The organism is Fictibacillus sp. B-59209, assembly GCF_036216745.1.
Lineage (GTDB): Bacteria > Bacillota > Bacilli > Bacillales > Fictibacillaceae > Fictibacillus_C > Fictibacillus_C marinisediminis.
The window spans coordinates 82,915-96,537 of sequence record NZ_JARMMC010000018.1 but is presented as its reverse complement, the minus strand read 5'-3'; the positions used below and the strand labels follow the sequence as shown (position 1 = coordinate 96,537).

Below are 13,623 nucleotides of genomic sequence, written 5' to 3'. Positions count from 1 at the left end.
TTCTGGACAGCCCCTTTTTTAGGGATCCAGAAGTCATGACAAGAAGAGAACGGATTCTCTTGTTTTGAGGATATTTACACTAAACGGCAGTTTGTACTTAACATGTTAGAGGGTGCCATTCCAAGCTTGCAAGATATGGGGGCTGCATCTCTCGGTACAATTTCTATCGACAAAAGAAAAAGCTGAATAGCACTGAATCACGTTTGGTTGTTGAAAAAACGATCATCATTTATTCCTAATGTTCGTAATAAAATGATAGTAGCCCCTTTGTTACTAGTAGAGTAGAAGATTCATTTCTTTTGTATAGATTGAAAAATTGATCATCTTATTGTATTCCCCAGATTAATTTAATCGCCCTTGAAAGAGCAACATTCATGTTAACGGGAGGAAGAGGGATGCAAAACAAGGATTGGAAAAGGAAATGGAATAGTTATTCCTATAAGTTTCCATATTTTCTTTTAGATGTAAAACATGAATTAAAGAAAAAAGGTAAAAGCAAACAAGCTTCTGTTAAATCGTGGGAATTAACGGAAGAAGAGAAAATGCTAATTCATGAAATTAAAGAATGTACAAGACAACGCAATAAAAATAATGTGACACGTACGCATGCCTATTATCAGTTTTACCTCCGATACCCAGAAATCCATTGGGCACTACTTGGACATATGGTATCGCGTAATGGCGGTTGGAATATGACGGATTTAAAAGGGGAGCTATATACGAGACTATTGTCTGAAAAAGATCAACTCACCTACTTTTCTTTTTTGGAACGAGGGAACTGGTTAATCTTCCTGGATGTATATCCGCAATTTTTGTTGTATGAACAAAGTGTGAAAAGATCCAAAAAACTGTTTCATCTTCTACCTTTTTTCAATGTGTCAACGTTTATGGAAACGATGTGGAATCATTTTTGGAGGACGGGCGACCGCTATACGTTAGCTATTGCTACTGTTATCAATGAACAAAGCTATTTAGAAAAAAAGGTTATTCAAAAAGCCCATTTTAAAAAGACTGTGCTAAATAGCGTTGGATTCAAACTGTATGATTTTTTTCGCTTTAATCACATTCTTTTTCCATTCTATAAGGATGAGACCAAACGAGAAACATTGTTAGTCGGTGATACAATGAGGCATTTTACCTCCCTTCATGAACGGATTTTGCTGGGCAAGCGATTATACTCACTGTTGTTTTGCCGTGAGAACATCTTATCTGGAGTAGTCGATTGGGCTCATGATCATCCACATACCGGTTCGAGAAAAGACTACTGGCCGCATTTGTTTTATGATGTAAACGAGTCATTCTCCCGTGCCTTTTATAAACGGCGGATAAAAAAATGCCAATTAAGAAAAGGGGCACATCGTTTATTCAGTCCTCGATTAATATACGCATGGAAAGATGTTAACCACGAAGACCCTGAAAGCGGAGACTGGTTTGAAGACTGGAATATCATTGACTACTTAATTGATAAGGGAGAAACTACAGATGGGAAAATTTATGATGAATACTGCAAAACACTTGAAAAAATTGAACTGGCCATTATGGCAAAAAAAAACGTCCTTCTCCGCGAAGAGGCAGAAGAAGAGTAGCCATCAAGGAGCTTTTGTAGCCACCATCATTTTCTCTTCTTTCACAGGAACGTATTTGGACTTACTGTTTGTCGGAAAACATATGTATGCCTTTCCAGCAAGACCATTCCCAGATGTATTTACCATCAATGTTGCCTTTACATTATTGATATTGCCAACCTTTACTGCTCTCTTTTTACGGATCGTAAAAAAGTTGCCTCAGCTTTTAAGAATTCTATTTATCGTTTTAATTGGACTTTGTATAAGTATTTCCGAACAGTTTGGAGAGAAATTAGGATTGTTTACTCATAGCGAAGCGTGGCATCATTCTTATTCATTTTTCGGATACAACATCTTCTTGTTCTTTATATGGAAATTTTATCGATGGTTTCAATAACCACGACTGTGTTATCGAAATAAAAGAATTGCATCTAGTTTATAAGGTATCCCCTTTCTAAACCACCTAACTAAATTTCTGTTTATAGTGAGCTAACGTCAACAGCGGCCAAATGACTCGCTTTGAGTGAAAAAGTGGATTTTGTAAAACCTTTTTGATTGCTACAAAAACAACCCCATTTGTTTAGAAATCAAGTTTTTTCATAATTTACCTGAATAGCTAGATGGCAAATGAAATTAAGCACATGGTGGCAGGCGCTATAGCATGTATAGCCGTAGTAGTTTGGTATACTTAAATAAATACATAAAAGATAAGAATAATCAGTAAAAGAGCAGCCAGGTACATCCTAGTTGTTTTTTTGCGTACAATAGAACAATTGAGTCCGGTACCAAGGACACTACAGTCCGTTAATCCCATTGGCATATAATTCTGATTTTTCAGAAAAAATGTTATGATATATTCAGAGAATTGAAACCTTGTTTGATATTATAAAATCCTTTAGGTGGAAAGGAGGTTTATATAGCTCAGATCTGCTTTAAATACAGCGATGTATGGATAAAGTATTGAATCAAGCAATACCTTCGTCAAACTAAACCGTTTTTAACACAATAATATTTGGAGAACTTTTAAAAAGAAATGTTGAAGTAAGAATTATTATTAAGCTTTTGGAACCTGTGTGGAAAAATCAAAAAACAAGTTTTGATTGGACCATGTGTAGAATGGATTATGCCGAAAAAAAGATTTCCAATTGAACTAACGGGTGCGTTGATCCAAGAAGGATTACGCACCTTTTTGCTGAATTTAATAATCGAACGAAGCAGTAATGTTGAAAAAGGAAATAGCTAAAAATTTGATGACGGACAGGAGTTAGATAAGATGATAAAAGGTTTTGGAGGAATATTTTGGAGAACTAAGAATCTTGAAGTTGTAAAAAAATGGTACAGTGAAGTGTTGAAGATTGATATGGAAAATTGGAATGGGGCTATGATAAAACCCCAATCAGGAAATGAAACTATCTTTTCTTTCTTTACCGAGAATGACAGTTATTTTCCAATAGAACAACAAGTGATGTTAAATTTCCAAGTACATAATCTAGACGAGACTATTAAGCATCTCGAACATATTGGTGTACCTCTTGCAAAGAAAAATGAGATTAGTGAATATGGAAAGTTTATTTGGATTGAAGATCCAGAAGGTCGACTGGTCGAGCTTTGGGAGAAATAGCGAGTTGTAATTCATTTGCTATTGAGCTAACGGGTGCGTTAGCTAAAGATCGGAGCTGCCTTAAAGGCGGCTTTTTCTTTTGGAACTAAAGGGGCAGGTTAGCATTCCTGTAGATGGCTAATTTTGATCTTTGATAAAAATAGGGCTCCTCAGTAAGATGAATGTATCCCAAACAACCATCTAGGAGGAAGCCCTACTATGAAGTTTAAAATGCAGAACAAACAAAATCAACTAATAGAAAGAATATCTGATAAGCATCTTGTTGTTGGTGTAGATATAGCCCAACAATTACACGTTGCCAGAGCAGTTAATTTTCGTGGCATCGTAGTGGGTGATCCACTTACTTTTGAAAATAACGAGGATGGATTTACGACCCTATTTAACTGGATAAACGAACTGAAAAAATTAAATAAACTTGAGGAAGCTATAGTTGGAATGGAACCAACAGGCCATTACTGGATCAACCTTTCTAAATGGCTAATAAACCAAAATATTGAGGTAGTGACAGTAAATCCTCACCTGGTAAGAAGGAATAAAGAAAATCGTGATAACACCCAGTCTAAGAGTGATAAGAAAGATGCTTTAGTCATCGCGGACATGGTGAAGAACGGTTACTATACCTTCGTGAGAAACACATCGGAATCATTTGAAAAACTAAGGGTTCTAATGTCCAATCGGGATGTGGTGGTTAAACGTCTAGTCAGCTCTATTAATCAATTAAACCGCTGGGTTGATATTGTTTTTCCAGAACTCAGGGAGGTATTTAAAGACATTACTGCCAAAGGTGCAATCGCAACCTTACGGCTCTTTCCATCTCCGATGGAACTGAGTTCCATGAAACCGGATGAGATAGTTGAAGGTTGGAAGTCACTAATGAAAAGACAGCCAGGAATGAAAAAGGCTCAATTGCTTCTCCAGTTGGCCAGAAAATCTGTAGGTACAAGACAAGCTCTTGAAGCATATAAATTTCATCTTGAGCAATTATTAGAAGAATATGATCTTGCGGTCCTTCAGTTGGAAAGGGTGGAACAAGCCGTTAACGAGGTATTAAACTGCATACCGTTCGCAAAGAAGTTGCTTACCATTAAGGGAATTAGTGAAATTTCGTTAGCCGGCATTTTAGGTGAAGCTGGCGATTTAAGTGGTTTCTCCCACGGCAATTCCTTGCTCCGGCACGCTGGATTACACCTGGCAGAAGCAAGCTCAGGAAAGTGGAAAGGCCAGATTGTAATATCTAAGCGTGGAAGATCTAGACTAAGACGCTTCCTATACTTAGCCACTATGAGCCTTGTGATGAATAACCCTGAGTTTCAAGCCATTCACTATAATAATGTTCAAGTGAAAAAAATGAAGAAAATGAAATCGATTATGAAATTGATCGGTAAGTTAGCCCGTATTTTTGTAGGGATAGCCCGCAAAAATGAGTCTTATTGTGCAGGTAAAGTAAAACCTGTAGTTGAACTGGCTGCGTAGTTTTAGTTGAGTTCTCGAAGAGAACCTTAACACATTAATTCTTCTATAATCGAATGTTGGCTTATTTGCAGGATTTTAAATATGTACGGAGTACCAGATTTCTTCAACAAAAGGGCACTGACCCATTAGGTTAGCAAAACTGGCCTCCACCTCTTGGATAGGCATGACGAAGGAATGATAGGGCAATTGACCCGTTGAGACATGGGAGGGAAAGCCTCCAGGGGCGGCGTGGAGATGTACATTACATGGTAAAATGTGGAGTTTTAGTCTGCTCCTTTATTTCACTATGCCTTCACGAAGCCTTTAGATCCCAAAGTTACTCTATCTACCCGTTAGCTTAAATTCAGTGGTTTTGAAATCCTGTGAATAAGCGAGTATTCGCAAGAAAATCGTATTAAACTGAGGGAGAAAATCGTATTAAACTGAGGGAGTTGAAGTATGAGCTTAGAAAACTAGAGATAAAAAGTTTATTTAGAACATAGAAACATATAAGAGGGAATATTGGAACCGAGTAAAAACAAAGGAGGGTTGTAATGAATGGTGACCCCATAGAATTTATATTAACTTGGGTGGCTTACATTAGCCTTGCATTTCTTGTTTGTAGAGTGCTGTGGGAACTATTCGCTTTTATTTGGATAGTCATCTTGCAAAAAAAAGATTATGACCGCTTTCTTTTCTGGATAAAGCCAAAGTTAAAAAGAAAACTCAATAAAAAGAAAAAAAGAAAAAAAGAAAAAAGCTCTAAGGATGAGTACAAACTTATATTGTATATACCAGAAACATATCCCTTTAAATTAAGAATTTTCTTAGATAATTTAACTGGAAAAGTAAAATCCTTATTCAAGTAACGGGTGCGTTAGTTAGCACCTAATTTTTTAGGTGCTTTTTATTTTGCTCTCAATCAGCCTTTAATTTAAAAAAACAACTAAGAGCTGTTATATTATGTAAAGAAAATACACAAAACGCCGTTTCTATGCGGGCATTGGAACAAAAAGTTATAAAAGACGGAGGTTATACATCTAAAGAATTTATTTTATGGTAGGTAAATTAGCGTTCGCTCTTCTCACAGATAATTTTGATTTACGATTCACCAGATATATGCTGGCAATGATCAGGAGTAATCCGATTAAAAGTGTGTTGGTGAACGGCTCATCCAAAAATAAGATACCAATAAAAATAGAGATGATCGGCACGAGAAAATTAAAAGAAGCAATCATGCTTGCATTTCCTCTGGAGAGCAAATGGAAGTAGATCAACCAAGCAATGGCTACAGAAAATAAAGCTAAAAACAACATGGTCAGAACAAAGGGAAAACTCCATGTAATGCTGGACCATTTCTCCACTCCGCTGCCTGCTCCTGTCATGATCAGTCCGCCGATAATACTTTGAATGGTAATGAGCCAGATCCCATCGACTTTTGAGCTGATTGATTTCATATAAACGGTACCGATTGCCCAGCTTAAAGCTGTACAGACCCCGAGCAGTATGCCAATGAGAGAGATATGAGATGATAATCCTCCAAGACTGACCGTGGCTACTCCGGCGAAGCCAAGAAGTAAACCTGTTAGTTTTAGTGCTGTCATGGTTTCTCCAATCCACAGCCACGCAATAATACCAATCAGAACCGGTTGTAAATAAACAATGACACTAAACAATCCTGCTGGCATAAACATCAGTCCAATGGTTTGCAGGCCATAGAACAAGACCGAATTAAACAGACTGGAGAAAAAGTACATCTTCCAGTTTCTGTTAATGTCCATTTTTTTATATCGTGGCAAAGCATAAAGAAACAATAGAATTCCGGCTCCAAGTGATCGGAAACCCGATAAGAGTACAGGAGGGCAATAATGAAGTGCTACCTTGGAAATCGGCCAGGTAAGGCCCCATATCAATACTAGAATAGCAATGAAAACGATGTTTAATAAGAGGACTGAATGATGTTTCATCGTAGATCCTTCCTTAATGTTTGACGTGAAAGGTGAGTAAGTTAAATATATCTAGTAATTAAGCAGATTAAAATATATATGAAAATTATTATTTTCCAATTAGACAACCTTGACGGAAACATGATTATTTTTCTACTATTGAATCAGCTGCAGAGACATGAAGAAGACACAGCAAAATAAAGCAGTGTCTTTTGTTATGCAGTTATTAAATTGAAGAGGGATATTTCTGATGGATGACCTGAAGAAAAGCAGAGACGTTTCTGTTTTCCTGGACAATGGGCGAATAAAGGTAGGAAAATTTTCGGTTAAAGAAGTGATTCTGGATTTTTATAATAGACAGGTTGCCGTACTGTACATCCCGTTCGATCACGCTGCCGGAAAGAAGTGACAGCCCCAGCCCATGAATAACGGACTCTTTAATGCCTTGATTGGAGCTGATCGTCAGCAGAGACTTTGTTTTCAAACCATTGGATCTGATGACATGATTAAGATAATCGCGTGTTCCGGATCCCGTTTCCCTTGAAACCCATTTCTGATTTTGCAGATCATCTATGGTCACTTTGTCCTTGGAGGCAAGGTAGTGGCTTGGGGAAGAAACGATAAAGAGTTCATCACTCATAAACGGATGGACAGAAAGCTCCTTTTCGTTTGTTTGCCCTTCAATCAATCCAACATCCACTTTGTAGTTGCGCACGGATCCAACGATTTCTTCCGTATTTCCAATCAGCACTTGCAGCTGAAGCTCTTTGTATTGATTTTGCAGCTCATAAAGAAGTGAGGGGAGGATATATTCTCCGATTGTAAAACTGGCCCCAATCTTCAGCTCACCCTTAATCGTTGTATGGTGCTCTCCAATCTCCTGCCGGGCTTGTTCGTAAATCGTAAGGATCAGTTTTGCCCGGTCATATAATATCTCACCTGTAGGCGTAATTTGCAGAAACTTGGGTGAGCGGAGAAAAAGCTTGGTTTGAAACTCTTTTTCCAGATTTTTAATATGCAAACTGACACTCGGCTGAGACATCCGAAGAAGTTCTGCTGTTTTTGTAAAATTTTTTACCTCGGCCAGGGTGACGAACGTTTTTAATGCATCATAATACATTTTTTAAAACATCCTTTATTATTAGTAATCTTAATGGCAACGATAATTAATATGTATTTTACTAATGTTTTGTACTGAGGTAAAGTAGAGGATATAAATTTTTTAAGGGTTCTGACTATTTTTAAGATTAAAACCGAGTTAATGGATAGAAATAATTTAGTCTTAACCTAGAGGGAAACTTTTAAAGTAAAAAATGACGGAAAATTATGTATGTGAGGTGTTATCATTGCAACTTCAGGCAACAAACAGTCCATTCGATCAGGAGCAAGCTGAGCTCCTTAACAAGCTGATACCGACGTTAACTGAAGCACAAAAGCTTTGGCTTTCCGGTTACTTAGCGGCTTCTCAGTCACTTGCAGCACCAGTGGGACCAGCTGCTGTTGTAAAGCACGGCTCCATTTTGCCCGTTTCTAAAGAAGTAACCATCCTTTACGGATCTCAAACCGGGAATGCTCAAGGCCTTGCGGATAACAGCAGTAAAGCTCTCAAAGAGAAAGGTTTTGAGGTAACGGTTTCTTCCATGAGTGACTTTAAACCGAATCAGCTAAAGAAACTCAATAACCTGCTGATCATTGTTAGTACACATGGAGAAGGAGATCCGCCGGATAATGCGATTTCTTTCCATGAATTTGTTCATGGCAAAAGAGCTCCAAAACTAGAAGATCTTCGTTTTTCAGTCCTTTCTTTAGGTGACAGTTCCTACGAGTTTTTCTGTCAGACGGGCAAAGATTTTGATAAGGTCCTGGAAGAGCTTGGGGGTAAACGCCTGACACCGCGTGTGGATTGCGATCTCGATTATGATGAGCCGGCAGCAGAATGGCTGTCAAAAGTAATATTAGGTTTAAATGAGGCACAGGGAGAGACTGCAAGTGAAGCTTTTCAAGAGGCTTCAGCAACCCTAGCCGAAGAGGCAACGTATTCCCGGACCAATCCATTTCATGCAGAGGTTCTGGAAAATATTAATTTGAACGGACGCGGCTCGAATAAGGAGACCCGCCATTTAGAACTTTCGCTTGAAGGGTCGAATCTATCTTTTGAACCGGGTGACAGTCTTGGAATCTACCCTGAAAATGATCCGGAACTGGTTGATTTGCTTCTTGAGGAATTACATTGGAATCCTGAAGAAATTGTAACAGTGAACAAGCAGGGAGATGTGGCAGCTCTGAAGCAGGCGCTTATCACCAATTTTGAAATTACAGTTTTAACAAAGCCGCTGCTTCAGCAGGCAGCACAGTTAACTGAAAATGAAAGACTGCATGAACTTTTGTCAGCAGGGCATGAGAGCGAGCTGAAAAGTTATCTTTCAGGCCGTGATCTTCTGGATCTCGTTCATGACTTTGGCCCATGGGCCGTTTCACCACAGGACTTTGTCAACATTTTACGTAAAATGCCAGCTCGTTTGTATTCGATTGCTTCGAGCCTGAATGCCAATCCGGACGAGGTTCATCTAACCATCGGCGCTTTGCGTTATGAATCCTTCGGACGCAGCCGCAGCGGCGTTTGTTCCATTTTATGTGCGGAAAGGCTGGAGCCAGGGCACACACTTCCGGTTTACATCCAGCACAATCAGAATTTTAAACTGCCAGCGAACGGAGAAACACCGATCATTATGGTAGGACCAGGAACAGGAGTAGCGCCATTCCGGGCGTTCATGCAAGAACGTGAGGAAACAGGTGCAGAGGGGAGATCATGGATGTTCTTTGGAGATCAGCATTTTGTCAGTGATTTCCTATACCAGACAGAATGGCAAAAGTGGCTGGAGAATGGTGTTCTGACAAAAATGGATGTGGCGTTTTCCCGCGACACCGAGGAAAAAGTATATGTACAGCATCGTCTGCTTGAACACAGTAAAGAACTCTTCCATTGGTTAGAAGAAGGTGCTGTTTTATATATATGCGGCGATGAGAAAAACATGGCCCATGATGTTCATCAAACACTGATCGGAATCATTGAAAATGAAGGCAGCATGACCTATGAACAAGCGGAAGAGTATGTGGCCCGCATGCAGCAGGAAAAACGTTATCAGCGTGACGTGTATTGACCGGCAACAGAAAGGAGTTTAAAGAGATGTCAAACCCATTATTAAAAGCACCGGAAGGCAAACCGAGTGATGTGGAACGTATAAAAGAAGAGAGTAATTATTTACGGGGTACGCTGAAGGAAGTGATGCTTGACCGGATCAGTGCAGGTATCCCGGATGATGATAACCGCCTCATGAAGCATCATGGCAGCTATTTGCAGGACGACAGAGACCTTCGTACAGAGCGGCAGAAACAAAAGCTTGAACCAGCTTATCAGTTCATGCTCCGCGTAAGATTGCCAGGGGGAGTGGTGACGCCTTCTCAATGGCTGGTTTTGGATCAGCTGGGCAACCAGTATGGTAATGGAACATTAAAATTAACCACACGCCAGACGTTTCAAATGCACGGCATTTTAAAATGGAACATGAAAAGTACCATTCAGGAGATCCATGCATCAATGCTCGATACGATTGCAGCTTGCGGTGATGTAAACCGTAATGTGATGTGCATCTCCAATCCTTATCAATCAGAAGTTCATTCTGATGTGTATGAATGGTCCAAAAAACTCAGTGACTATCTCTTGCCAAGAACGAGAGCGTACCACGAGGTTTGGCTGGATGAGGAAAAAGTAGCAGGCACTCCAGAAACAGAAGAAGTTGAACCGATGTACGGACCGCTTTACTTGCCGCGTAAATTTAAAATCGGCATTGCAGTTCCACCTTCCAATGACATTGATGTCTTTTCACAGGACCTCGGTTTAATCGCCGTAGTAGAAGATGGGAAGCTAATTGGATTTAATGTGTCCATTGGTGGAGGCATGGGAATGTCACATGGAGATAAAGCAACCTATCCGCAGCTGTCAAAAGTGATTGGTTTTTGCATACCGGACCAGATTCTTGAAGTGGCTGAAAAAGTCATTACCATTCAGAGAGATTATGGAAACCGTTCACAGCGTAAGAACGCCCGCTTTAAATATACAGTCGACCGGTTAGGTCTTCAAACCGTTAAAGAAGAGCTGGAAAACCGTTTAGGCTGGAGTCTGGATGAAGCGAAAGACTTTTCTTTTGAAGATAATGGAGACCGGTATGGCTGGGTACAGGGTGTGCAGGAGAATTGGCATTTTACTCTGTTTGTTGAAGGCGGCCGTATCGCGGATCTTGAGAACTACAAGCTGATGACCGGTTTAAGGGAAATCGCAAAGGTCCATACAGGGGAATTCCGTTTGACCGCCAACCAGAACCTTATAATTGCCAATATTACGAGAGAGAAGAAACAAGAGATTACAGAGTTGTTGGAACAGTATGGAATGCTCGACAGCCAAAAAGTTTCTGCGATCCGGCAGAATTCCATGGCTTGTGTGGCCCTTCCTACTTGCGGTCTAGCCATGGCGGAGGCAGAACGCTATCTTCCGGTGCTAATGAACAAGATCGATAACATAGCTGAAGAAAACGGCTTGAGAAACGAAGAGATTACCGTTCGGATGACGGGTTGCCCCAATGGATGTGCCCGCCATGCCCTAGGTGAAATTGGGTTTATCGGTAAAGCGCCAGGAAAATATAACATGTATTTGGGTGCAGCGTTTGACGGCAGCCGATTAAGCAAAATGTATCGTGAAAACATAGGGGAGGAAGAGATTTTAAAAGAATTGAAGATGCTGTTCCCTAGATTTGCGAAAGAACGCGAAGAAGGCGAGCACTTTGGAGACTTTGTGATTCGTGCGGGCATTATAGAAGCAACGACGGACGGTACAAACTTTCATAATTAATATTATCCTTATAACTAAAACAGCGACCCAGCCATGTTTGCGGGGTCGCTTTTTTTTGCTTTTCTTTATTGAAGTGTTCGATATACACCGATTACTTTACCAAGGATGGTCACGTTTTGCAGCAAAATTGGAGATAAAGCGGCGTTTTCCGGCTGCAGGCGAATGTGGTCTTTTTCTTTAAAAAAGCGTTTTACAGTCGCTTCATTTTCTTCTGTCATGGCCACAATGATGTCACCGTTTTCAGCTGTTGGCTGCTGCTTGACGACCACGAGGTCCCTGTCGTAGATGCCAGCTTCTATCATACTGTCTCCTTCTACAGTTAACATAAAAACATTATCGTCTCCTACAACGTGTTCTGGCAATGAAAAATATTCATCAACGTTTTCGATTGCTGTAATCGGTGAACCCGCGGTAACTTTACCGATGATCGGTACATTAACTGATCGCGTTCTGTTTATGATCTGATCTGATTCGAGGCCGAGCACTTCAATGGCCCTGGGTTTGGTAGGATCACGCCTGATCAGCCCCTTTTTCTCAAGCCTGGATAAATGGCCGTGTACGGTTGAGCTTGAAGCCAGTCCAACTGCTTCACCGATTTCCCTGACTGATGGTGGATAGCCTTTCGCGTTTACTTCTTCCTTAATAAAGTCCAGGATATCGATTTGTCTTCTGGATAATTTTGTCATGATTACACCTCATTCACTGAATACTCTTGAAAAAAGTATAGCATGCAGGAACAAGATATACAAACATAAGTTCGAAGAAAACCCTTGTAAAGAACAGGTGTTCCTATTATAATGAAAATTAATAAGAACACATATTCGCAAAGGGGAGATATACGATGAAGGGATTTTCACCGGTATTTATGCTATTATCTATTGTTGCAGCAGGTTTTATTATGTTCGCTTATCAGTCTCACGCAGAAGGATCCAGAGAATATATGGAGATTACCGTTAATAAAGGTGATTCACTTTGGGAGATCGCCGAAGAATATACGAAGGACAAAGGTTCAAATTGGGAATTTGTCAACTGGGTTGAAAAGAATAACGGAATACAGGCAGGAACCATTACCCCAGGACAGAAATTAACGATACCGATCAAGGCAGAAGAAGACAGGTGAGGCACAATTGAGATCGATCATTTATTGCAGAGTAAGCACCGAAAAGGAAGAGCAGACATCCTCTTTATCCCGGCAGGAAGATGAATTGAGACAGCTGGCAGCCAGCCATGGGTTCGGCATTGTCTCTGTCATAAAAGATAGAGAAAGCGGATACAGCCTGGAACGGGTTGGTTTGTTTGAGGTAATCGAGCGGGCCCAAAACGAAGAATTTGATGTTCTTCTTGTAACGGATGATACCCGCTTGGGCAGGGGGAACGCCAAGATCGTTCTTCTTCACGAACTACAGAAGAGGAACATTAAAGTTTATACCTACAGCAGCCAAGGGGAATACCATCTTTCCGAAGCGGAGTCTATGGTGCTTGAAATCGTTGCCGTTGTAGAGGAATATCAGCGCAAGCTACATAACTTAAAGATAAAAAGAGGAATGAGGAAGGCTGTTCAAAAAGGCTATAAACCACAAAAGAATTTAAAGAACATCCATCATGGAGGAAGAGACCGGAAAGTGCTTCCGGTTGATGAAATCATCCGGCTTAGAGGAATGGATCTTACGTTTGCAGAAATTGCCGTTACGCTAAGGGGTTTTGGATATGAAGCATCCAAAGCGACAGTTCACCGCAGGTATAAGGAGTATTTAGAAAGTGCTCCGACTGGAAACTCTACTTAATATTCGTTACGATAGGAATATCGAAGAAAAAGGAGAGGTGTTCCATGCTTACACCAGATAAACTGGAACGGATAAATTTTCTTGCCAAAAAATCTAAACAAGAAGGTTTGTCAACAGAAGAAGCCAAAGAACAAAAGCAATTAAGGGAAGAGTATCTGAAAAACGTCAGAACTTCTTTTCAAAATAGATTGCATTCATTGAAGATCATTGACCCGGAAGGCAATGATGTAACACCGGATAAGCTAAAAGAAAGTAAAAAAAGCCAGAACAATATGAAGCATTAAGGAAAAAGTCCTGATTTCAGTACAAAGAAATCAGGCTTTTTTGTTGTTGCAAAATTCAGAATTTC

General features: G+C 40.1%; 13 protein-coding genes. 10 read left to right on the top strand and 3 right to left on the bottom strand.

The annotated features are described in order from the left end of the window. Nucleotides 1-374 precede the first annotated feature (374 nt). From P4361_RS13360 to P4361_RS13340, 5 genes are all read left to right on the top strand, one after another. A complete protein-coding gene (locus tag P4361_RS13360) occupies nucleotides 375-1,586 on the top strand; it encodes a DUF2515 domain-containing protein (protein WP_425590261.1) in 1,212 nt (403 codons plus the stop codon). After that, the gene (locus tag P4361_RS13355) at nucleotides 1,483-1,962 is read left to right on the top strand and encodes a CBO0543 family protein (protein WP_328089723.1); all 480 of its coding nucleotides are present in this window, start codon (nucleotides 1,483-1,485) and stop codon (nucleotides 1,960-1,962) included. Before P4361_RS13360 ends, P4361_RS13355 begins: the two co-directional genes overlap by 104 nt. Before the next feature lie 876 nt (nucleotides 1,963-2,838). After that, nucleotides 2,839-3,186, top strand: coding sequence for a VOC family protein (locus P4361_RS13350; protein WP_256228041.1), 348 nt, complete (start codon nucleotides 2,839-2,841; stop codon nucleotides 3,184-3,186). A 198-nt stretch (nucleotides 3,187-3,384) separates the two neighbouring features. Beyond that, nucleotides 3,385-4,659: an IS110 family transposase gene (locus P4361_RS13345; RefSeq protein ID WP_328089721.1), complete on the top strand. Its 1,275-nt coding sequence runs from the start codon at nucleotides 3,385-3,387 to the stop codon at nucleotides 4,657-4,659. A gap of 533 nt (nucleotides 4,660-5,192) precedes the next feature. Beyond that, the gene (locus P4361_RS13340) at nucleotides 5,193-5,507 is read left to right on the top strand and encodes a hypothetical protein (RefSeq protein ID WP_328089719.1); all 315 of its coding nucleotides are present in this window, start codon (nucleotides 5,193-5,195) and stop codon (nucleotides 5,505-5,507) included. A gap of 180 nt (nucleotides 5,508-5,687) precedes the next feature. Here the strand turns inward: P4361_RS13340 and P4361_RS13335 are convergent, their stop codons facing one another. Beyond that, on the bottom strand, nucleotides 5,688-6,605 hold the full coding sequence (locus P4361_RS13335) for a DMT family transporter (RefSeq protein ID WP_328089718.1): 918 nt from the start codon (nucleotides 6,603-6,605) through the stop codon (nucleotides 5,688-5,690). Nucleotides 6,606-6,810: 205 nt separating this feature from the next. Then, a complete protein-coding gene (locus P4361_RS13330; protein WP_328089717.1) occupies nucleotides 6,811-7,704 on the bottom strand; it encodes a LysR family transcriptional regulator in 894 nt (297 codons plus the stop codon). Nucleotides 7,705-7,930: 226 nt separating this feature from the next. On the opposite strand from P4361_RS13330, the gene P4361_RS13325 reads away from it, so the two are divergent. Beyond that, entirely contained in the window at nucleotides 7,931-9,745 is a 1,815-nt protein-coding gene (locus P4361_RS13325) for an assimilatory sulfite reductase (NADPH) flavoprotein subunit (RefSeq protein WP_328089715.1), read from the top strand. 26 nt (nucleotides 9,746-9,771) lie between these two features. Continuing rightward, nucleotides 9,772-11,490 carry an assimilatory sulfite reductase (NADPH) hemoprotein subunit gene (gene cysI / locus P4361_RS13320; RefSeq protein WP_328089714.1) on the top strand — a complete coding sequence of 573 codons (1,719 nt, stop codon included), beginning with the start codon at nucleotides 9,772-9,774 and terminating at the stop codon, nucleotides 11,488-11,490. A 65-nt stretch (nucleotides 11,491-11,555) separates the two neighbouring features. On the opposite strand, the gene lexA is transcribed toward cysI, so the two are convergent. Then, nucleotides 11,556-12,176: a transcriptional repressor LexA gene (lexA, locus tag P4361_RS13315; protein WP_062231969.1), complete on the bottom strand. Its 621-nt coding sequence runs from the start codon at nucleotides 12,174-12,176 to the stop codon at nucleotides 11,556-11,558. 155 nt (nucleotides 12,177-12,331) lie between these two features. Here lexA and yneA point away from each other — a divergent pair, with 155 nt between their 5' ends. Genes yneA through P4361_RS13300 form a run of 3 tightly spaced genes read left to right on the top strand, consistent with a single transcriptional unit; the run spans nucleotide 12,332 to nucleotide 13,558 of the window. Further along, the gene (yneA, locus tag P4361_RS13310; RefSeq protein WP_053354393.1) at nucleotides 12,332-12,610 is read left to right on the top strand and encodes a cell division suppressor protein YneA; all 279 of its coding nucleotides are present in this window, start codon (nucleotides 12,332-12,334) and stop codon (nucleotides 12,608-12,610) included. 7 nt (nucleotides 12,611-12,617) lie between these two features. Next, nucleotides 12,618-13,274: a YneB family resolvase-like protein gene (locus P4361_RS13305; protein ID WP_328089712.1), complete on the top strand. Its 657-nt coding sequence runs from the start codon at nucleotides 12,618-12,620 to the stop codon at nucleotides 13,272-13,274. 44 nt (nucleotides 13,275-13,318) lie between these two features. Further along, on the top strand, nucleotides 13,319-13,558 hold the full coding sequence (locus P4361_RS13300; RefSeq protein WP_053354391.1) for a DUF896 domain-containing protein: 240 nt from the start codon (nucleotides 13,319-13,321) through the stop codon (nucleotides 13,556-13,558). The last annotated feature ends 65 nt before the right edge of the window (nucleotides 13,559-13,623 follow it).